Here is a 21,479-nt window from a genome sequence, read left to right as displayed (position 1 = left end):
CGCTCTGCCGCTGTCCCCACCCCTCCGACATCGCCCGGTACAGGCCTTCCTTGCCGTCGAAGTAGTACGAGATCAGCTGCTGGTTCACCCCGGCCCGCGCCGCGATCGCCGCGATCCGCGCGCCGGCGTAGCCCTTCGCCGCGAACTCCGCGGCCGCCGCCTCCAGGATCAGCCGGCGGGTGCGCTCCGGATCCCGTTGACGCTCCTGGGGCTTCGGCGAACGGCGGGGCTTCGACGCGGTCACGCCGCGACTATACGTCAACCAACCGCTTGACTCTGTCGAACAGACGCTTGAGGCAGCGCCGCCGTCAGGACGAGGGCCAGCACGAGCACCCCGGCGCTGACCGCGAGCGCGCCCGCCGTCGCCGACGCGGACCCGCTGTCCAGCCGGGTGAAGAAGACCGTGCCGAACAAGGCGATGCCGGTCGCCGTGCCGAGCTGGACGGTGGTGTTCACGACGCCGGACGCCGCGCCGGCCTGCTCGGGCCGGATCCCCGCCATCGACGTGGCGAACAGCGCGTTCAGCACCGCACCCATGCCGAGCCCGACGGCGATCACCGGCACCACCAGTTCCCAGCCGCGCAGCGCAGTGTCCACTTGCGACACCAGGACGGCGAGGACGACCAGCCCGGCCAGCAGCACGGCGACGGCGCCGGCGGTGAACGCGCGCCCGAGCTTCGGGGCGAGGCGCATGGCCAGGACGTTGCCCACGACGATGCCGAACGTCGACGGCGCGAACGTCAGAGCCGCTTCCCACGGCGTGAAGCCGAGCCCGAGCTGCAGGTGCAGCGTCAGGACGAAGAAGACGCCGACGCCGGTGTTGACGCAGAGCAGGACGGCCTGGCTGCCGGCCACCTGCCGCAGCAGGTCCGGCGGGAGCAGCGGTTCGCCGCCGCGGCGGAACTGGCGCCGCTGGTGCCACGCGAACACGCCGGCCAGCGGGACGGCCGCCACCAGCAGCGCGATCGACCACGTCGGCCAGCCCAGCTCGCGCCCCTGCACCAGCGGGTAGAAGATCGCGGACAACACGGCGGTCAGCAGCCCCAGCCCGACGGGGTCCATCCGGTGCCGGAGGAACCCCGGCCGGCCGGGCATGGTGACCAGCGCGCCGGCCAGCGCGAGCACGCCGATCGGCAGGTTCACCAGGAAGATCGCCCGCCAGCCGGCGCCGAACAGGTCGGCCTCGGTCAGCGCGCCACCCAGCAGCGGCCCGGCGAGCCCGCCGACCGGGAAGGCGGCCGCGTACCAGGCCATCGCCTTCGGGCGTTCCCGCTCGTCGAACTCCGTGTGGACGAACGACAGCACCTGAGGCACCATCAGCCCGGAGCCGACCCCCTGCACCACCCGCGCGGCGATCAGCACACCGGCGTGCCCGGCCAGCCCGGCCCCGAGCGAGGCGGCGGTGAACACGAGCATGCCCGCCACGAACAGCTTCTTCGGCCCGTGCCGATCACCCAGCCGCCCGCCGGTGATCAGCGTGAGCGCGAAGCCCAGCGCGTAGCCGGCCGAAATCCACTGCAGCGCGGCCTCGCTGGTGCCGAGCTCCCGCCTGATGGTCGGCAGCGCCACCGCGACGATCTGGTTGTCGATCATGTCCACCAGCACCGCGAGGACCGCAACCGCCAGTGCCCACCACCTGAGCGTGTGCTTCTCCACGACGTACCTCCCCAGCGACGACCTTGACGCAGCCATCGTCAGGCAACCGGACGACTCTGTCAACCAAACGTTTGATTGAGTCCGGCGGGTGCTGGAGAGGTGGGGGTTCGTTCTTGAGGACCTCCTGGAGTTGGTTGACGAAGGCTTCGGCCAGCCACGGCGCCGCCACGGGCACCGCCGCTGCGCGCCGACATCCGCCCGCGCAATCCGGCCGCGCCGATCACCGCCCCGGTGGCGACGCACGCCGCCGCGAGCTCAAGCCGGCAGCACGCCGCTGCTCGGCACCGTCCACACGAGCGGCCCGGCGTGCCAATCGCCGCCCCGAGCTCGAGCCGGCAGATGGTCACCGCAAGCGGGAAGCTCACGAGCACCTCTCACCGACTGCCCAGCGAAGCCTCCGGCTGGTCGGGTAGCCAGCCTCGCCGCCACGGGCACCGCCGCTGCGCGCCGACATCCGCCCGCGCAGCCCGGTCGTGCCGATCGCCGCCCCGGCCGCGACGCACGCCGCCCCGAGCTCGAGCCGACCGGCGGCCGCACGCCGCCGCCGCAACCTCGAGCCGGTCAATGACTGGCGCGAGCGGGGCGGGAACTCAGCTTTCAAGCACCTCCCGCAGCTTCGCGGCAAAAGCTTCCGGCTGGCCGGCATAGCCGTACTCACCGCCGAGGAAACCGCCGTGGTGGCTGGGGAACACCGTTGCCTCCTGGCCGAGCAGCGTCGCCGTTCCGATGGCCGCGCGGCCGGTGTACACCTCCCGTGACTCCTCGCCGACCGCCACTACTATCCGCGTCGGGGCCGCGGCCAAGGCCGGGACGTCGAGCCGGTACGCGCTCACCGCCAGGGTGCGTTCGGTCAGGAGTGGGTCGTCGCGGCGGCCGTCGTCCTCGGGTGGGAGTCCGAATTGGACCGGGTCCGCCAGTGGGAGTGCGAAGTACGCGTCGGTGAACGGGCCCTGCCACGACGTCATCGTGAAGAACGCCGCCATTCCGGCGCCGAACCCCTTGGCCTCGTAAGCTTCCCGCACCGCTTGGCCGGCCCGCTCGGCCGCGGCCGCGTCCGGCAGGGACGCGACGATCGGCGGCTCGTGGGCGACGAGCGTGCTCACGGCTTCCGGGTGCGCGGTCACCAGCGCGAACCCGGCGACCGCGCCCCCGCTGCTGCCGAACACCTCCACCGGCCCGGCGCCGAGCGCGGAAATGACGGCGTGGATGTCCTCCGCCTGCACGGCCGGGACGTGGTCCTCTCGCCCGTCCTTGCGGACGCTGCGCCCGAGCCCGCGCGGATCGTAGGTGACCACCGTGCGGTCGGCGAAGTGCGACGCCAGCGCGCCGAACCCCTCCGCCGTCATCGGCTGCCCGATCATGAACAGCGGTGGCCGCGGGCTCTCGGCGGGCGCCGGGCCGTGCACGTCGTAGACGATGTCGGCTTCGGGTGTTTCCAAGGTGTGTGTGGTCATCGGGACTCCCCTCGTCTGGTCTCATCGAGACGTTAGACGAGGGGTCCGACAATTTCCGCCGAGGCGAGGAAGGCGAGCGGGCTAGGCCGTTTACAGAGGAGAAGGAAGCCCGCTCATGGCCTCGCATCGAAAAGACTATCAGGCCGGGACCAACCGGTTGAGCGTTTCCAGCGTGAGCACGGTCGACCCCTCGGGCAGCCCCTCCGGCCGGTGCAGGCCGACGTACGTGACCGGCTCGGCCGGCCGCGCACCGGGCTCCCACACGCTCACCTCGGTGTCGCGCATCAGCCCGACGAGGTACCCGACGGTCAGGTACTTCCGCTCGACCAGGCCGCGCGCCAGCACGCTCGTGCTCGCCTGGTTCGTCTCGAGCCGGTTGAACCGGGGCGAGCCGGACAGGTAGAGGTGCAGCCAGGTCGCCGTCCACGTACCGGCCCGGTCGCGGCCGAAGACCATCGGCAGCGCGACGCGCCCGCGCCCGCGCAGGTCCGAGCGGGTCCGCACGGTGCGGGGCTCGAACGGCGCGCCGGCCTGCGCCCGGTCGCGGAGCATCCAGCCGAACATCGACTCGGCGACGTCGTCGAAACCCTCGCCGGAGAAGACGTTCACCTGCGGTACGACGTACGCGGCGCCGAGCGAGTCCAGCGGGATGTCGATGAACTCAGTCGCCCCGTGCGGCGCCTCGGTGAGGTCGCCCGAGTACACCGCGCCGCCGTCGTGGTAGTTGGTCCACGACACGTGCCCGGCGTACCGGAAGCGGGCGTCCAGCAGCAACGCCGACAGGTCGAAGTCGGTCGTTTCCCGCGCCTGCCGCCAATAGGTGAAGAACCGCAGCACTTCCCCCTCGACGTGGGTGCGCGAACCGCGCGGCAGCACGGCGAACCCGTCCTCGCTCGCCTTCCCCGACAGCGGGAGCGCGACGTCCAGCACGGCCGGGTCGACCACCAGCCGCCCGCCGGCCGGCAGCCGCGCGGAGAGCTCGGCGTCGATCAGCTCGCTCACCCGCGCGATCACTTCGCGCGGCAGCGGCGGGCGGGTGTCGCCGGCGACCCACGCTCGACGGCTGCGCGTGGTGAACACGCGAGCGGCGTCCGGCGTGGCGCGGTTCAGCAGGTGCTCGCGCACGGAGCACAGCACCCGGCCGGACACCGAACCCAGCACCGTGCCGGCCGCGGCGAGGACGTCGTCGACCGGGTCGGCCTGCCGCAGCAGCCGGTCCAGCGACCGCATGAACAGGCCCGGCGCGGCGGTCAGCACCTCGGCGGCGCGCGAGACGTCGCCGTCGGCGAACGCGCGCTCCGCACGGCCGGCCACCGAGGAGACCTTGCGGTCGCCGCGGGCGACGTCGAACACCTCGCGCGCGCCCGGGTACGCCGTGGTCTCGTACGGGTGCAGGTAGGTGCCCAGCCGCTTGAACCGCTCGGCGAAGCGGGAGACGTCACCGAGCTTGCCCGCGTTGCTCGCGACCACGCCGTCGAGCGCGGCCAGCAGGATGCGCCGCTCGCGGCGGCGGAAGCTGCGGAACCGGGTCGGTTCGGCCAGCGTGACGTCGCCGCCGCTGGCCTGGCACGCCGCGCGCAGCACGTCGACGACGGTGTCGACCGCGACCAGCGGCCGGCCTTCCGCCAGCCGGACCGCGTTGAGCACGGCCCGGTTTTCGCGCACCGGCACGGCTTCGAGCTCGACGTCGCCGCAGGTGACCGCCAGCTCGGCGAGCAGCTGCAGGTCGGCTTCCCCCAGCGGGGTGCCGGACTCGGCCAAGGATCGGTACAGCGCGCGGGTTTCTTCCTCGAGCGTGCCGCCCAAGTGGACGACGGTCACCCGGTCCTTGATCGACGCGACCAGCTCGTCGTGCGCGGCGAGCAGGTCGGCGAAGCTGTGCTGGTAGCGGCCGTAGCCCGGCAGCGTGAGCAGGTCGACGACGTCGCCGCCGCCGGTGTGGCGCAGGCAGGAGACCCAGAACTCGACGGTGTCCGGCACGCGGCGCGGGAACTTCTTGAAGTAGGCGTTGTGCCGCACGTGGTCGCCGACCAGGCCGCGGACGGCACCGACGACGGCCGCGGCGAGGTCCATCGCCGCGCCGGGCGCCACGGTGGACAGGTGGCCGAGCAGCGCGCGATCGGCCTTGAACCCCACGCTGAGCAGCACGACGTCCAGCTGCCGGGCGACGGCGGACCCGTCGCCGGCCGGTGCGGCGGCACGCGGGACGCGCAAGGTGTGGCTGATGATCGTCTGCAGCATGGAAGTTCCCCCGGGTAGGTGGTCGCGCGCCGTGGTGTCGAACCACGTCGGCGGAGCTTATGAGGCCCCGCTGGTTACCGAACCGCACGCGTGGGTTGGCCGACCGGACTCGCACCGGCTTCGCCCGGGACCACAACCCGGGGCCTCGTCTCCTTCGGCTTCGGCCAAGGTAGCGCGTCCGGGAGTCGAACCCGGGTCTCCCGGGTGAGAACCGGGGATCCGTACCGCTGGACCAACGCGCCGAGCGCATTCGCGTCCGCGCACTGGTTGCGGCGAAGACGAATGCCGGGAAAAAGAGCACCGGCGGAAGGAGTCGAACCCTCTGGCCGCGGTTTTGGAGGCCGCGCCGCTTCCCAAGCTCGCCGATTTCAAGAAAAAAGCCGCCCGGCCCGGTTTCCCGGCGGGCGGCCCCCTGGACCACGACGCGGCTACGTCATGACAGGGAGCCCCGAGAAGTGCGCCATGTGCTGCCATTCCATGGTCGTCATGTGCCCTCCTCGGTTCGTGTGGCACCCATCATCACCGGACGCGCCGAGCCGCGTCAAAGCAATTAAGCCTCTTCCCGCGCCAGCTGCTGCGCCGCTCGCCCGATGGCCGCCTCGACCCGGTCGGCCAGCAGGCCCACCGCGCCGACCGCGCGGCTCATCGGGTCCTCGCCGTCGCCGCCCAACGCCTGTTCCCGCAGGTATGCCGCCTTGACGTCAGCCCACCGCTGAGCCTGCGAAGGGGACAGCCGTTCCCGCAGCTCGGCCAGCTTGAGCAGGTTGGCCTCGGCACCCGAGGTCAGCGTCTGCGCCTCGCCGGCGTAGTGGTCGTCGATCAGGGCTTCGAGCTCGGTGTCGTCCATCACCGGCACGATGCGCTCGGCGAGCTTGTTCATGTTCCGGTACGAACCCTGCAGCTGGAACGGCGGCTCGGTGCGCGAAGCGTCCGCCTGCGCCGCCGATGCGATGTAGGCCTGGTTGTTCGCCAGCACGATCCGCTGCACCCGCAGCAGCTTCCGCAGCACCGCGAGGACCTGCTCCAGCTCCGTGGCCGAATACGCGTGCGAAAGCTGGTCCGCCCGCGCGGAACCGTCGCCGCGGGCCATCCGGACCAGGATGTCCACATCGGACCGTTCGCGCGACACGAGCGGCGCCAGCACGGTGTTCGACGTCAGCGCGTTTTCGACGTAGCTGAGCGCGAAGAGCTCTTCCTTGCCGGACAGCACGTCGCCGAGGTTCCAGACGTCCGCGCGGTTGGCGAGCATGTCCGGGATGCGGAACCGCTTGCCCTGCTCGGTGTACGGGTTGCCGGCCATGCACACCGCGAACCGCTTGCCGCGCAGGTCGTACGTCCGCGTGCGGCCCTCCCACACGCCTTCCATCCGCCGCTGCGCGTCACACAATGAGATGAACTTCTGCAGCAGCTCCGGCGACGTGTGCTGGATGTCGTCGAGGTACAGCAGCACGTTGTTGCCCTGCTCCAGCGCGAACGAGATCTTCTCGACCTCCTGCCGCGCGGTCGCGTTCGGCGCGTCCGCCGGGTCGACCGACGTGACGTCGTGGCCGAGCGCCGGCCCGTTGACCTTGACGAACACCAGCCCGAGGCGGCTGGCGACGTACTCCATGAGCGTCGTCTTGCCGTACCCCGGCGGCGAGATGAGCAGCAGCAGCCCGGACTGGTCGGTGCGCTTGGCGTCACCGGCCGCGCCGAGCTGCTTGGCCAGGTTGTCGCCGATCAGCGGCAGGTAGACCTCGTCGAGCAGCCGGTTCCGGACGAAGGCGCTCATCACCTTCGGCTGGTATTCGTCCAGCCGGAGCCGGTCGCGTTCGGCGGCCACGAGTTCGTTGCGCAGCCGCTGGTACGCGCGGAAACCCGGCACGCGATCGCGGCGGAAGCGGTGCGTCCTGGCGAGCGTCTCGTCGAGCCGCACCGTCACCGACCGCCCGGTGATCCGCGGGTGCGCGCCGAGCAGACCGTCCACAGTGGCCGTCAGCGTCGCCGACGAGTCGTACCGCGGCAGGTCGCACAGCTCGATCGCGACGGCTTCGGGCAGCTCGTCGGCCGGCAGCCCGGCCGAGTCCGCGAAGGACCGCAGCCAGGCGTCGGCGAGCTGGTACCGGTCCGCCAGGTCGTCGAGCGAACCCAGGTCTTCGGCGAAGCTCCGCCGGTCGAGCCGGAACTTGTCCAGCACCGCCCGCGCGCCACCGCTGGTGACGAACCCGGACGGGGCGACGGCGAGCTCCTCGAACAGGTACTCCCCGGCGAACTCGGTGTCGAGCCCGAGCCCGCCGGCGAACGCCGTGATCGCGTCGGTGAGCTCCCGCGACAGCTCGTCGATCGCCGGGGTGGCGCCGAACGCCTCCCGCACCCGCGCGAGCGACGCGGCCCGCGTCGTCCAGGCGGCGCGCGCCCGCTCTTCGGCGCCGAACGCCCAGAACAGCTGGGCCGCGGCCCGGGCGGCGGGCGGGTAACGCAGCAGCCCGGCGGCGGACCGCAGCCGCAGCAGGGCGCCCAGGATCGCGGCGGCGTCGTGGTCGTGCACGCCGCGCGCGTACCCCTCGTCGTACCGCTCCCCGGCCACGCTCCGCACGACTTCCAGGAGGTCGGCTTCGACCAGCTCGGCGGCCGGCCGTTCGGCGAGGATCGAGGTCGCGAGGTACTCGGCCCGGTAGACCTCCGGCGACTCCGAGACCAGCAGCTGCTCCCAGTACGGCCGGGTCGCCTCGAACGCGGCGTCGCGCACCGGCGCCCGGTAGTCGGTGCCGGTGATCGCAAATTTCAGTGAGCCGTCGTGCGGCACCAGCGTCAGGTCGACGTCCTGGGTGTTGACGGCGAAGGTGTTGCGGCCGAGGCGGATCGTCTCGCCGCCCTCGCCGTAGAGGTCGAGCCGGTCGCGCAGGGCCCGGCCGGCCTCCTGGCGAGCGGCCTTCACCCGGCCTTCCAGCTCTTCGGCCCGCACCTGGTCGCCGAGCGCCCGCAGGTCCTCGACGACGCTGCGCAGCTTCGAGACCATCGGATCGGCCGCGAAGTAGGTGTTGATCTCCTCGGCCGAGCCGAGTGACCCGACCCGGCGCGTCACGCTGCCGAGGATGCGCCCGGCCGACTCGACCAGCCTGTCCGCCCGGCGCGCCCGCTCGTCGAGCAGCGCCTGCTTGCGCGAGGAGAACGCCTCGTAGACGTCGGTGCGCTTCTCCCCGAGCGAGGTCAGGAAGTCGTCGAACTCCCCGAACCGCGATTCGAGGTTCTCCAGCTGCAGCAGCAGCCGGCCCAGCTGCTCGTCGCAGCGCTCCGGGGTGTCCGCGACCGCGAGCCCGCCGGTGATGGCCTGCGCGAGCAGCGCGAACTCGGCCGCGAACTCGGCCCGGCCCTCGGTTTCCAGGAGTTCCTTGCGGCGCGCGTCGAGCGTCGCCCGGGCGCGGTTGACCGCGCCGATCACCTCGCCGACGCGCTCCAGGATCTTCGTCCGGACGACGGCGTCGGCGATGTCCAGCCCGCCCACGACGTCGGTGAGGACCTCCAGGCCGGCGGACTGCTCGTCGAGCCGCTCGGCGACCGGGCCGGCCTCGGCGACGGTCTTGATCGCGCCCGCCGCGGCGATGAGACCGTCCACTTCGGCGTGGTAGCCGGTGAACGCCTCCTCGCCCTGCAGGAACCGCACGGCCCGCTGCGCGGCCTCGGCGAACTCGGTGTCCAGGTCCGCGATCAGCGTGTCCACGCGCGCGGTGTCGGCGTACCGCAGCTCCCGCACGGTGACCAGCCGCCCGCGCGCCCGGTGCATCTCGGCGAGGCGGCGCACCCAGGCGTCCGCCGCGTTCAGCGCCTCGCCCCGCACGCGCCGCACGAGCGACGCCGTGTCGGCCGCCGCGGTGTCGACGGCCTCGGCCGCCTGCGCGGTGAGCGAGGTGACCGTCTCGAACTCGTCCAGCACCTGCTCGGCGGTGACCCGGACGTCGGACAGCGGCGAACGCAGGTCGCCCAGCTCGGTCTCGCCCAGCCAGTGGTAGTGGTCGAAGACCCGGGCGCAGGCGGCGATCAGCGCCTCGAACACCGCCGCCGACGGCGCCATCTCCCCGATCATCCGGGTGATCGACAGGCAGTCGGAGATCCCGCGGACGAGGTCGGCGTTCCCGACCCGCTCCAGCGGCCCGGTGCCGGCCGGCTGCGCCGCGGCGTAGGTGTCCGACTGGAACGGCGTCCGCCACACCTGCATCGGGTGCACCCGGCTCGGTTCGTCGGACAGCGCGCGGAACAGGATCATCGTGCCGTCGTCGAACAGCGAGTACCCGTGGCACGGGATCGGGTTGGCGACCTCCTTGCGGATCACGTTGTAGGGCAGCAGGAGCGAGCGCCCCTCGGCCCGCGCGTGGAAGACGTACAACACGTCCTCGCCGTTGGGCGAACGGATCACGCGCTCGAACTCGAGACCGTCCACTGTGGTGTCGAACGTCTTGCTGACGCCGGTGTCGAGGTAGTAGCCGCCGGGGAAGATGATGCCGTGGTCCTCGGGCAGCCGCTGGCAGGCCTGCCCGATGCCGTCGAGCCGCACGACGTCCTGGGTGCGCGTGTTGAACACCAGGTAGCGGTACTCGGTTTCCTTGTACGGCAGCATGCGCAGCAGGATCAGCGGGCCGATCCGGGCGTAGGAGACCTCGGCGTCGGCGAGGCTCTGCAGCGGCTCGTCCACCGGCTCGGCGTACACGCCGGCGCCGGTCTCGGTGTTGTTCTCGACCTTGACCGTCAGGTTGCCGCCGACGGTTTCGACGAACACCTCGTCCTCGATCGAGATGTGCGGGTGCCGGCCCAGGACATGGTCCTCGCGGGTCGTCTCGACCCACTCGAAGTCGTGCGACGGCGGGAAGACGTGGTCGCGCTCGCCGCGGCTGTCCAGATAGGACACCGAGCCGTCGGCCGCGATCGCCCACCGCAGCACCCGGATGTCCTCGGTGCGCGGGCCGATCTGGAACACCGCGAGCAGCTTGCCGTCCAGCCGGCGCAGCTGCAGCAGCTTGGCCTGGCGGTAGTACCGGTAGAGCTCGCCGAAGTCCCGCCCGAACTGCTCGTCACGCAGCAGTTCGGGCAGTTCCTCGGCGCTGACGTCGTCGAAGCGGAACGCGTCTTCGTCGCGGCTGAAGCGCTGCAGCGAGAAGACGTCGTCGACCGCCGTCTCGGGCTTCAGGCCGATGAAAACGTTGTAGCCGAACAACATCCGCCCGTCGACGGCGACGATGTCCCGGGGCACGCAGTTGTTGGCGGTGCGGATGCGTTCGGTGCCGACCAGCGCGAGCTGCGCGCTGCCGAAGACCTCCAGCCGCCGCGCGTTGAGCTCGTCCGCGCGTTTCGCCAGCTCGGCGGCCTGGGCGGCCAGCCGGACGCGGAGCACCTCGTAGGTGCCCGCGTCCAGCTCCGTCTCGGCCGCCGTCACTGCTTCGCGGCGACGACGGTGGCGACCGACGTCTCGGCGAGGCCGAGCCGCTGCGCCGTGGTCATCAGCTCACGGAGCTTGTCGCTGTCCGGCCCGCCGGCCTGCAGCTGCTTCGCCAGGAAGGCCGACAGCGTCAGGTTCTTGACGTCCTCGGTGCTGACCGCGCCGATCAGCTTGGCGAGGTCGTCGGTGAAGCTGGCCGACCCGTCGACGTACGGCCGGGCGAGCGCGCCGACGACGTCGGAGTGCTGGACGAAGCCGTCCACGCTCTTGCCGAGGCCGATCGAGCCGACGATCCGGTCGAAGAACGCGGTCTCGCCGCCGACGATGTCGATGTCGGCCTTCTCCAGGCCGGCGCTGAGCACGACGGCCTGCGCTTCGGCGACGTCCCGCTGCACGTCGAGCGCGGCCAGCCGGATCTCCTTCTCGGCGTCCAGGCGCAGCCGGTACTCCTCGTGCTCCCGGCTCGCGCTGTCGAGCGCGGCCATCGCGGCGGCCTTCTCGGTGAGGCCCTCGGCCTCGCCCTTCAGCTTGTCGCGCAGCGCTTCGGCGACCACGACGGTCTTCTCGCGCTCGACGATCGCCTCGGCGCGGCCGACCTTCTCCAGCGCGACGGCGTCGCGCTCGCGCACCTGCGCGGCGGCCAGGCCGGCGGCGGCCTCCTCGGCCTGGATGCCCTCGGCGAGCCGGATCTTGGCCCGCGTCTCCAGCTCGGCGGCCTGCTGGCGCGCCTCGGCGAGGGTCAGCTCCTCGCGAGCCTTGTACTTGGCGGCCTGCTCCGCGGCTTCGGCGGCCTTGATGCCCTTGACCAGGTTCTCCTGCGCTTCGGCCTCGGCGCGGATGACGACCGCCTCGCGGGTGCGCTGGGCCTCCTCGACCACGCGCAGCTTCTTGATGTTCTCTTCCTGCTCGGCGACGGTCTTCTCGACGGCGATTCGCTCCCGGATCACCTCGGCGATCGACCGCTTTTCGGTCTCGAGCTCCTTGTCCTTGGCGATCCGGGACAGCTCGGTTTCGCGCTCGCGGCCGATCACCTCGAGCAGGCGGTCCTTCTCGATCCGCTCGGACTCGATGGCGATGACGCGTTCGCGGTTCTTGCCGGCGACCTCGATTTCGCGCTGCTGGTTCTGCTGCTGGATGCCGAGCTGCTCGTCGGTGCGCAATTGCGCGGCCTGCGACTTGAGCCGTTCCTCGGCCTGCACCTTCGTGATTTCGGCTTCTTCGCGCGCCCGCATGGTTTCGATTTCGCGGCGCTGCTTGATTTCCGCGTCGGCCTGACGCCGTTCCAGCTCGAGGATCGCTTCCCGCGCGTCGACGTTCTGGCGCGTGATCTCCTTTTCTTCGTGACGGCGGAATTCGTTGGTGCGCACGTGCTCGATCGCCGTCAGTTCGGTGATCTTCCGGATGCCCTGCGCGTCGAGGATGTTCGCCGCGTCGAGCGACGCCATCGGGGTCTGCTCGAGGTAGTCGATGGCCGCGTCTTCCAGGCTGTAGCCGTTGAGGTCGGTGCCGATGACGCGGATGATCTGGTCGCGGAATTCGTTGCGCTTGGTGTAGAGGTCAACGAAGTCCAGCTGCTTGCCGACGGTTTTCAGCGCTTCGGAGAACTTCGCGTTGAACAGTTCCTGCAGGGTGCCCTGATCGCTGGCGCGTTCGGTGCCGATCGCCTGCGCGACCTTCACGACGTCCTCGACGGTCTTGTTGACGCGGACGAAGAACGAGATCCGGATGTCGGCGCGGATGTTGTCGCGGCAGATCAGGCCTTCCTGGCCGGTGCGCTCGATGTCGATCGTCTTCACCGAGATGTCCATGACCTCGGACTTGTGCAGCACGGGCAGCACGACCGCGCCGGTGAAGGTGACGTCGACCTTGCGCACCTTGGAGATGATCAGCGCTTTGCCCTGCGGCACCTTGCGGAACAGCCGGCTCACGACGAACAGCAGCACGAGGACGATCAGGACCACGACGGCGATCAACACGCCGGCCCCCAGGCCGATGGCATCCATTCAGTTCAGTCCTTTTCTGCCTCGAGTTCCATGGGGCTGACCCAGAAGAACTCTCCTTCGGCGTCGTAGTCGTAGAGGACAACGCGGCTGCCGACGCCGAGGTTGCCTTCGCCGGCCAGTCGGATTTGGACGATCGCCGAAGAGCCGTCGGCAGCGGCGGCTTCGGCCTGCCCGAAGTCCTCGGTGACACTCGACGTCCGAACGACGGCAACCCGGCCGACGAAGTCCCGCCGCGTCGGCTCGACTCCGGCGAAGACCCGGCGAAGCGGCACGATGATCAGCCGCGTCCCGAGTGCCCCGCCCACGAGCGCGCCGGCCAGGACGCCGAAGCCGAGCAGGATCCGCAGGGGCGCACCTTCGATGAGGACCGCACCGACGAGGCTGAGGAACCAGCTGAAGGCGACCAGCAGCGACAGCGAGATGGACAGCGGAACCCCGCCGAAGAACCCGATCTCCCCGTCTTCGACGTCGAAGACGCCGAGCAGGGCCAGCCCCCAGTAGCCGATCACGACGACCAGCAGGAAGCTGAAGAGCACGGCCGGAAAAGCCAGCGCCGCGGCGACGAACCCGCTCATCGTTTCCATCCCCCCATGGAAGGCCCCGGCGGCGCGGGGCCCTGGCCAGCGACTATAACCGGCAGGAGGAGGCGGGGACGAACATTTCGGACACGAGCTCATCTCGCCGCGGTGTCGTTCGTCTCGTCGGTTAAGTCACCTACCCTCGATACCCTACCACCAGAGTGTTGGTATAGTATCCAACATGGAGGCGGTTAGCTGACCATCACAACGATCGTGGCTATCCGAGTTACAAGCATGTTGTTCGAAACGCCGGAGCTCGACGAATGCGAGCGAGAGGTCCTGACGCAGGTCGAGGAGCTCAAGACGGCCCTGCGCTTCCACTTGACCGAGCCTCGGCGCTGGGCGGGTTCCCTGCGCCGGGTATCCCTTGCGCGGGCCATCCAAGGTTCGAACAGCATCGAAGGCTATGAAGCCGGGCTCGACGACGCGGTCGACGTAGCCGCCGGCGAGGAACCGCTCGAAGTCGACGAAGAAACCCGCTTGGCACTGACCGGCTACCGCGAAGCGATGACCTACGTGCTGCAGCTGGCCGAAGACGAAGACTTCGAGTACAGCGACCAGTTGCTGAAGAGCCTGCATTACATGATGACGAACTACGCGCTGAAGAACCGCCCGGGCCGATGGCGGGCCGGGAGCATCTACGTCCGGAACGACACGACGGGCGAGATCGTCCACGAGGGCGCGGACTTGAGCCTGGTGCCGGCCCTGATGCGGGAACTGGCCACGGGCTTGAACACCGGAACCGAGTGCCCGGACATCGTCCGGGCCGCCATGGCCCACCTGAACCTCGTCATGGTGCACCCGTTCCGCGACGGGAACGGGCGCATGGCCCGCTGCCTGCAAAGCCTCGTCCTGGCCCGGAGTGGGGTGCTGAGCCCGGTGTTCATGAGCATCGAGGAGTACCTGGGCCAGAACACACAGGCCTACTATGACGTGCTCGGCGAGGTGGGCGGCGGGTCTTGGCAACCCCGGCGGGACGCCCGCCCGTGGATCCGGTTCACGCTGACCGCGCACCTGCGCCAGGCACGCACGATGCTCCAGCGGGTCAAGGAAAGCGAACGCATGTGGGCGGAGCTGGAAACGCTCGTCCAGGGCCGCGGCCTTCCCGAGCGGAGTGCCATGGCCTTGTTCGACGCGATGATCGGCCTCCGCGTGCGCAATGCCACCTACCGTGCCTACTTCGAAGACAGCCCCGAAGAAATCACGGAAGCCACAGCCAGCCGCGATTTGCGCGCCCTCGTGGCCGCCGGCCTTCTCGAAGCCGAAGGCGAGAAGCGAGGGCGGCACTACGTCGCCAAGCCACCTTTGGTCGAGATCAGGGAGCGCGTGCGAGCGGCGCGCGGTCCGAAGGACACGACCGACCCCTTCGCGGACTGACAGGCCCTGGACAAACCGCGGCCGCAGCCGCCGAAGCACACGCCAAGGTGACGGCTCCCCTCAGCGGAGCCGACTCACCCTGAACAGCCGTGTCGCGCACGGCGACGGCCAGCACAAGTGCGACCGCCAACCCTGCCGTCGGCGCGACGGTCGCACTCACCAGGCGTTGAGCGCGCCATCGTCCAGTCGCGAAACGCTTTCGTTCTGGAAATGAAGGAGCCGGCAAGGGGGCTCGAACCCCTGACCTTCTGTTTACAAGACAGATGCTCTACCAGCTGAGCTATACCGGCCTGGCGCCGAGACGCCGCAGCCAGTGTACCGAGCCCTCTCCGGTGATCGATTCGCGGAGCGGGATCCGCAGGTCCAGGCCACTATGGAGGGACGTGGTGGACGCCACTCCATGATCCGTGCAACGGTCGGCGGGTGGCCGTCGATGGTCTTCGGGGAACGAGCGAGGAGGTGGATGGATCATGAAGATCAACGAGCGCACCAACGGGGGCCGGGCGACCAGATGGCCGCTGCTGGAACCCCCCGCTCAGCGCCCCCGGGTCCACCGCCCCAACCTGCTCAAGAGGCGGCCCTGGCACGTCCTCGAAGCGCCGACCGGGGAGTTCCCCGCCGTCGACGCCGAAGAGGCCATGGGGCCGCAGCTGCCCGACGAGGCCACCGTCAACTTCGTGCTCGACCTGAGCCTGCGCATCGGCGAGGTCCAGATGGCCAGCGGGGCCGGCGCCTCGGACGTCACCGCGACCATCATCGCCATCGCCGGCGCGCTCGGGCTGCCGCACTGCGAGGTCGACGTCATCTTCACGTCGATCACCGTGACCTGCCACCGCGGCACCGACCTGACGCCCATCACCGCTCTGCGCGTGGTGCGCAGCCGCAGCCTCGACTACACCCGGCTGACCGAGACCGAGAAGCTCGTCCGCAAGATCGTTCGCGGGCACATGGGCGCCGAGCAGGCGCAGACCGAGCTGGAGCGGATCACCTCGGCGCCGCACCCCTACCCGCGCTGGGTCGCGACGCTGTCCTGGGGCGGGGTCGCCGCGTTCGTCACCATCCTGCTCGGCGGCGGGTTCGACATCGCGCTCGTCGCGTTCGTCATCAGCGGCGTCATCGACCGGGTCGGCCGGGTGGTGAACCGGTACGGGCTGCCGTTCTTCTTCCAGCAGGTGGTCGGCGGCCTGGTCGCCACGCTCTCGGCCATGCTCATCGTCAGCAGCAACGTCCTGACCACGGACAAACCGACGCTGGTCGTCGCGGCCGCGGTCACCGTGCTGCTGTCCGGGCTGTCCACCGTCTCGGCCGTCCAGGACGCCATCACCGGCTACAACGTCACCGCCGCCGGCCGCACCATGGAGACCGCGCTGATGTCGGCGGGCCTGATCGCCGGGGTCGTGCTCGCCCTGCGGATCGCCGTCATGCTCGGCCTGCCGCGCACCCCGCTGCCCGAGGTGACCGGGTCGACGCCGCAGCAGCTGCCGCTGGTCGTGCTCGGCGGGGCCGGCGCCTCCGCCTGCTTCGCGCTCGCGAGCTACTCGAAGATGCGCGCCATGCTGGTCGCGGCGGCCGCGGGCGGCATCGGCGCCGCCGTCTACGGCTCGCTCATGCTGGCCAAGCTGGACGGCGTGAGCTCGTCCGCGGTGGCCGCGACGCTGGTCGGGTTCTGCGGCGGCGTGCTCGCGCGGCGGCTCGGCGTTACTCCACTGGTGGTCGCCGTGTCCGGGATCACTCCCCTGCTTCCCGGCCTCTCGACCTACCGTGGTCTATACCAAATCGGGGTGGAGCCGAGCGGCAACATCTCGACGCTCATGACGGCCGTCGCAATCGGGCTTGCCCTGGCAGCGGGCGTGGTACTCGGGGAATGGCTCGCCCAGCCGGTGCGCACCGGCCTGGGCAGGCTGGAGCGCCGGTTCGCCGGACCACGCATGGCTGGTCCGCTCGAGCCGACGGAACGGAGCTTGGAGTAACACCGCGGTCACCGAATGTTCATCGCTCACGCGATAGGGTTTCACTCTGGGGCCGCGACCCAGACGCGAGGAGCAGGCGACGTGAGTGACCAGAAGGAGAACGCGAACCAGGCCGATTTCGTCGTGGTGGCGAACCGGCTACCGGTGGACCTCGAACGCACCGCCGAGGGCGAGCGCCGGTGGACGGCCAGCCCGGGCGGGCTGGTGTCGGCGCTGGAGCCGTTCCTGCGGTCGAGGAAGGGCGCCTGGGTGGGCTGGCCCGGCGTCCCCGACGTCGACGTCGACGAGTTCGACGACGACGGCCTGGTGCTGCACCCGGTTTCGTTGAGCGCCGACGAAGTCCGCGACTACTACGAAGGTTTCTCCAACGCGACGCTCTGGCCGCTCTACCACGACGTCGTCGAGCGCCCGGTGTTCGACCGCGCGTGGTGGAACAGCTACGTCAAGGTGAACCGCCGGTTCGCCCAGGCCAGCGCCGAGGTCGCCGCCCCGGGCGCGACCGTGTGGATCCAGGACTACCAGCTCCAGCTGGTGCCGGCGATGCTGCGCGAGCTGAGACCGGACCTGCGCATCGGCTTCTTCCTGCACATCCCGTTCCCGCCGGTCGAGCTGTTCATGCAGATGCCCTGGCGCGCGGCGATCATCCGCGGCCTCACCGGCGCCGACCTGGTCGGCTTCCACCGCCCCGGCGGCGCGCAGAACTTCCTCTGGCTGTGCCGCCAGCTGATCGGCCTCGAGTCGACGCGCGGCGCGGTCGGCGTCCGGTCGCGGCCGGGCACCATGCAGGTCGGCGACCGGACCGTGCGGGTCGGCGCCTTCCCCATCTCCATCGACGCCGCGGGCCTCGACAGCCTCGCCCGCACCAAGGGCGTCCAGGAGCGGGCCGCCCAGCTGCGGCGCGACCTCGGCAACCCCAAGACGGTCCTGCTCGGCGTGGACCGGCTCGACTACACCAAGGGCATCGACCTGCGGCTGCAGGCGCTGCACGAGCTGCTGCACGAGGGCCGGCTGCAGCCGGACGACGTCACGTTCGTCCAGCTCGCCACCCCGAGCCGCGAGCGCGTCGAGCACTACCAGCGGATGCGCGGCGAGATCGAGCAGATGGTCGGCCGGATCAACGGCGAGTTCGCCCGCGTCGGCCACCCGGTCGTGCACTACCTGCACCAGTCCGTGGACCGCACCGAGCTGGCCGGGTTCTTCTCCGCTGCCGATGTCATGGTGGTGACCCCACTGCGCGACGGCATGAACCTGGTGTGCAAGGAGTACGTCGCCGCGCGGCACGATCTGGGCGGAGCGCTGGTGCTTTCCGAGTTCGCGGGCGCGGCCGCCGAGCTCTCTAGCGCATTCCTCGTGAACCCTCACGACCTGGACGGGGTGAAGGACGCACTAGTGGCTGCCATTACCCTCGACCCGGCAGAGGGCCGTCGCCGGATGCGCGCCATGCGTCGCCAGGTCCTCACGCACGATGTCGATCGTTGGGCGCGCTCGTTCTTGCAGGCGTTGGGTGCCGAGGGGGTCGACTAACCCGAACGACCACGCACGAGCTCCTGAGGAGGAGTGTTGACTGCCGAGGCCCTGCCCGCCGAGCTGCGGCGCGCGATCGTCCAGATCGCTCGCACGCCGCGTCTGCTGGTCGCTTGCGACTACGACGGCACGCTGGCACCCATCACCCTCAACCCCGACGAGGCACGCCCGCTGCCCGAGTCCGTCGGGGCCCTCAGATCGCTCGCCGGTCTGCACGAGACCACCACGGCGGTCATCTCCGGCCGTGCGCTGCGCGACCTGGCCACGCTCTCGCGGCTGCCCTCCGAGGTGAACCTCGTCGGCAGCCACGGCTCCGAGTTCGACATCGGCTTCATCCACGCCCTCGACGAGAAGGCGCGCGGGCTGCACCGGCGGCTGGAGTCCGAGCTCGAGCAGCTCGTGCTGGACGTCCCGGGCGTGTCGCTGGAGGTCAAGCCGGCCAGCATCGCGGTGCACGTCCGCCGGGCCGAGCACGAGGCCGGCCGTCGCGTGCTCGCCGCCGTCCACTCCGGACCATCCACCTGGGAAGGCGTCTCGACCACCGACGGCAAGGAAGTGGTCGAGCTGGCGGTCGTCCAAACGGACAAAGGCCACGCACTGGACATCCTGCGTCACCAGGTCGGCGCCACGGCGGCGATCTTCCTCGGCGACGACGTCACCGACGAGAAGGCCTTCGCCCGGCTGTCCGGCCCCGACCTGGGCATCAAGGTCGGCGACGGCGAGACGCTCGCCGGGTTCCGCGTGCCCGACACCGTGGACGTGGCGCTGGTGCTCGGCTTCCTCCTCGAGGAACGCCGGAACTGGCTGTACGGCGAGTCGGCCCCGCCGATCGAGCGGCTGTCGATGCTGGCCAACGAGCGCTCGGTCGCGCTGCTGACGCCGGACGCGAAGCTGACCTGGCTGTGCCACCCCGGCCCGGACGCGCCCGCGGTGTTCGCCGACCTGCTCGGCGGCGAGGGGGCCGGCCACTTCTCCATCAAGCCGCACCGCAACGGCCTCCCGCTCGGCCAGCGCTACCTGCCGAACACGATGACGGTCGAAACGCGCTGGTCGCGCCTGCTCGTCACCGACTACCTCGAGCCGGAAAGCGCCCCGCACCGGACGGACCTGGTCCGGGTGATCTCGGGCGAGGCGGCGGCGAGCGTCAAGTTCGCGCCGCGGCCCGAGTTCGGCGGCGTGCCGGTGAAGCTCGAGGTCACCGAAGGCGGTGTCCGGGTGCTCGGCACGTCGGAGCCGTTCGTGCTGTACTCGCCGGGCGTCGAGTGGACCATCACCTCGGACGGCCTGCACGACACCGCGTCCGCGCTGGTGCAGCCGACGCCGACCCAGCCGGTCGTGCTGGAGCTGCGCTGCGGCACCACCGACCTCGGCCCGCACGAACTGTCCGAAGTGGAACGCCGGGACCGCGCCGGCCGCTACTGGAGCGAGTGGACGTCGAAGCTGCAGCTGCCGAAGGTGCAGACCGACCTGGTGCTGCGCTCGGCGCTGACGCTGCGCGGCCTGGTCAACACCGACACCGGCGGCGTGCTGGCGGCGGCGACGTCGTCGCTGCCGGAGGAGATCGGCGGTGTCCGCAACTGGGACTACCGCTACTGCTGGATCCGCGACGCCGCGATGACCGTGCGGGAGCTCGTGCACCTGGGCTCGATCGAGGAGGCCGAGGGCTACCTGCGCTGGCTGCACGGCGTGCTCGCCACGCTGGCCGGCCCGGAGCGCCTGCACCCGCTGTACACCCTCGCGGGCAGCGTCATCGGCGCCGAAGCGGTTATCGAATCGCTGCCCGGTTACGCCGGTTCGCGCCCGGTTCGCGTCGGCAACTTGGCGAACCACCAGGTCCAGCTGGACGTCTTCGGCCCGGTCGTCGAGCTCGTCCGGACGCTCGCGGAGGCGCGCCACGAGCTGCGCGACGAGGACTGGCAGATGGTCCGCGCGATGGCGGAAGCCGTGACGCGGCGCTGGAACGAGCCCGACCACGGGATCTGGGAGGAGCGGCACGTGCCGCGCCACCGGGTCTACTCCCGGGTCATGTGCTGGGTGACCATCGACCGCGCGATCGCGCTGGGCGAGCAGTACGGCCGGGAGATCCCGGGCAACTGGCACGGCCTGCGCGAGGAGATCAAGGCGGACGTCCTCACCCACGGCTGGAACGACGAGGTCCAGGCGTTCACCACGGCCTACGACGGCACGGACCTGGACGCGGCCTCGCTGTTCGTCGGCCTCACCGGCCTGATCGACCCGGCCGACGAGCGCTTCCAGCAGACGGTGACCGCGATCGAGGCGGAGCTGCGCAGTGGGTCCACTGTGTACCGTTACCGCCGCGACGACGGCCTCCCCGGCGGCGAGGGCGGCTTCCACATCTGCGCGGCGTGGCTGATCGAGGCGTACCTGCTCACCGGGCGGCGCACCGAGGCCCAGGAGCTGTTCGACCAGATCGTCGCGGCGGCGGGCCCGACCGGCCTGCTGCCGGAGCAGTACGACCCGATCGCGGAACGGTCCCTCGGCAATCATCCGCAGGCCTATTCCCACATCGGGCTCATCCGCTGCGCCAACTTGCTGGCGGCCAGTTAGCCCTTTCGGTCCGAAAGTCCGTGAAGGCCACGTCGAGGGACAGTTAGTCCCTTACTGTGGCCTTCACGGCTTTCGGAGGTGAGACGGGTGCAGGGGACCTTCGGCCAGGTCGAGTTCGTGCCGTTGCCCCCGCGGTTCGCCGAGCGGGTGCGCTGGGGTTCGGTGGTCGTCGGCTGCTCGATGATCGCCGGGATGGCGCTCCTGTTCGGCCTCACGACGTTCCTCCAGGGCATCGTCCACGGCCACGCGTTCCCGGACACCCTCCTCGGCAAGGCCGCGGCGGTGCTGCCCCCGCTGGGCGTGCTGGCGATCGCGGTCCTGGTCCTGACGTGCCGCCGCTGCCTCCGCGGCGACTACCTGGTGGTGGCCAGCGCCACGGCGACCCGCAGCGCCCTGCGGCTCACGTACGTGCTGACGCTGGTGCTGATCTTCGGCTCGTTCGCGGTCCCGATCGTGTTCCGGGTGTGGCGCGACACGGCGGAGCTGCAGGCGCCCGATCTGCTGACGACGTTCTCGACACTCGCCTTCGCCACCATGGGCTTCCTGGCGGGGACGTTGTACGTGCGGCCGTCCGTGCAGACGCTCAGGAAGTACAGCGACCACCCGATCTGGTGAGCGGCGTTCGTCCTCTGTAGACACTCGATGCCGATCCACGACCCGGGCACCCGCCTGCTGCGGCTTGCAAAGATTTCTTTGCA

General features: G+C 70.6%; 12 protein-coding genes and 2 tRNA genes. 5 read left to right on the top strand and 9 right to left on the bottom strand.

Going from position 1 to position 21,479, the window contains the following annotated elements:
* The 8 genes from ACWEF6_RS32600 to ACWEF6_RS32565 all read right to left on the bottom strand — a co-directional run.
* The coding region (locus ACWEF6_RS32600) for a TetR family transcriptional regulator (RefSeq protein WP_449686440.1) at positions 1-244 on the bottom strand (244 nt) is incomplete at its 3' end.
* Positions 245-258: 14 nt separating this feature from the next.
* The gene (locus ACWEF6_RS32595; RefSeq protein ID WP_449686439.1) at positions 259-1,656 is read right to left on the bottom strand and encodes an MFS transporter; all 1,398 of its coding nucleotides are present in this window, start codon (positions 1,654-1,656) and stop codon (positions 259-261) included.
* Positions 1,657-2,246: 590 nt separating this feature from the next.
* The gene (locus ACWEF6_RS32590) at positions 2,247-3,110 is read right to left on the bottom strand and encodes an alpha/beta fold hydrolase (protein ID WP_449686438.1); all 864 of its coding nucleotides are present in this window, start codon (positions 3,108-3,110) and stop codon (positions 2,247-2,249) included.
* Between the two features lie 138 nt (positions 3,111-3,248).
* Positions 3,249-5,351 carry a hypothetical protein gene (locus ACWEF6_RS32585; protein WP_449686437.1) on the bottom strand — a complete coding sequence of 701 codons (2,103 nt, stop codon included), beginning with the start codon at positions 5,349-5,351 and terminating at the stop codon, positions 3,249-3,251.
* Between the two features lie 170 nt (positions 5,352-5,521).
* Positions 5,522-5,593, bottom strand: a tRNA-Glu gene (locus ACWEF6_RS32580).
* Between the two features lie 308 nt (positions 5,594-5,901).
* The gene (locus tag ACWEF6_RS32575; protein ID WP_449686436.1) at positions 5,902-10,758 is read right to left on the bottom strand and encodes a DNA repair ATPase; all 4,857 of its coding nucleotides are present in this window, start codon (positions 10,756-10,758) and stop codon (positions 5,902-5,904) included.
* Entirely contained in the window at positions 10,755-12,764 is a 2,010-nt protein-coding gene (locus ACWEF6_RS32570; RefSeq protein WP_449686435.1) for a flotillin family protein, read from the bottom strand. Before ACWEF6_RS32570 ends, ACWEF6_RS32575 begins: the two co-directional genes overlap by 4 nt.
* 5 nt (positions 12,765-12,769) lie before the next feature.
* Positions 12,770-13,348 (bottom strand): hypothetical protein, encoded by a 579-nt coding sequence (locus ACWEF6_RS32565; RefSeq protein WP_449686434.1) that lies wholly within the window; start codon positions 13,346-13,348, stop codon positions 12,770-12,772.
* 228 nt (positions 13,349-13,576) lie between these two features.
* Here ACWEF6_RS32565 and ACWEF6_RS32560 point away from each other — a divergent pair, with 228 nt between their 5' ends.
* The gene (locus tag ACWEF6_RS32560; RefSeq protein ID WP_449686433.1) at positions 13,577-14,719 is read left to right on the top strand and encodes a Fic family protein; all 1,143 of its coding nucleotides are present in this window, start codon (positions 13,577-13,579) and stop codon (positions 14,717-14,719) included.
* 217 nt (positions 14,720-14,936) lie between these two features.
* On the opposite strand, the gene ACWEF6_RS32555 is transcribed toward ACWEF6_RS32560, so the two are convergent.
* Positions 14,937-15,009 (bottom strand) — tRNA-Thr (locus ACWEF6_RS32555).
* A gap of 180 nt (positions 15,010-15,189) precedes the next feature.
* Here ACWEF6_RS32555 and ACWEF6_RS32550 point away from each other — a divergent pair.
* From ACWEF6_RS32550 to ACWEF6_RS32535, 4 genes are all read left to right on the top strand, one after another.
* Positions 15,190-16,689 (top strand): threonine/serine ThrE exporter family protein, encoded by a 1,500-nt coding sequence (locus ACWEF6_RS32550; RefSeq protein ID WP_449686432.1) that lies wholly within the window; start codon positions 15,190-15,192, stop codon positions 16,687-16,689.
* A gap of 81 nt (positions 16,690-16,770) precedes the next feature.
* A complete protein-coding gene (locus ACWEF6_RS32545) occupies positions 16,771-18,213 on the top strand; it encodes an alpha,alpha-trehalose-phosphate synthase (UDP-forming) (protein ID WP_310968938.1) in 1,443 nt (480 codons plus the stop codon).
* A gap of 36 nt (positions 18,214-18,249) precedes the next feature.
* Positions 18,250-20,781 (top strand): trehalose-phosphatase, encoded by a 2,532-nt coding sequence (otsB, locus tag ACWEF6_RS32540; protein WP_449686431.1) that lies wholly within the window; start codon positions 18,250-18,252, stop codon positions 20,779-20,781.
* A gap of 87 nt (positions 20,782-20,868) precedes the next feature.
* Positions 20,869-21,396, top strand: a complete 528-nt coding sequence (locus ACWEF6_RS32535; protein WP_449686430.1) for a hypothetical protein — start codon at positions 20,869-20,871, stop codon at positions 21,394-21,396.
* Positions 21,397-21,479 lie beyond the last annotated feature (83 nt).

Source organism: Amycolatopsis sp. NPDC004772 (assembly GCF_053601215.1).
Note: the sequence above shows the minus strand (reverse complement) of the source record. Positions and strands in the feature narration are given on the sequence as shown.

What these genes read in the sequence shown, in the direction of transcription:
- ACWEF6_RS32590 (WP_449686438.1), bottom strand. Translation starts at nt 3,110, where the DNA reads ATGACCACACACACCTTGGAAACACCCGAAGCCGACATCGTCTACGAC.
- ACWEF6_RS32585 (WP_449686437.1), bottom strand. Translation starts at nt 5,351, where the DNA reads ATGCTGCAGACGATCATCAGCCACACCTTGCGCGTCCCGCGTGCCGCC.
- ACWEF6_RS32570 (WP_449686435.1), bottom strand. Translation starts at nt 12,764, where the DNA reads ATGGATGCCATCGGCCTGGGGGCCGGCGTGTTGATCGCCGTCGTGGTC.
- ACWEF6_RS32565 (WP_449686434.1), bottom strand. Translation starts at nt 13,348, where the DNA reads ATGGAAACGATGAGCGGGTTCGTCGCCGCGGCGCTGGCTTTTCCGGCC.
- ACWEF6_RS32560 (WP_449686433.1), top strand. Translation starts at nt 13,577, where the DNA reads ATGTTGTTCGAAACGCCGGAGCTCGACGAATGCGAGCGAGAGGTCCTG.
- ACWEF6_RS32550 (WP_449686432.1), top strand. Translation starts at nt 15,190, where the DNA reads ATGAAGATCAACGAGCGCACCAACGGGGGCCGGGCGACCAGATGGCCG.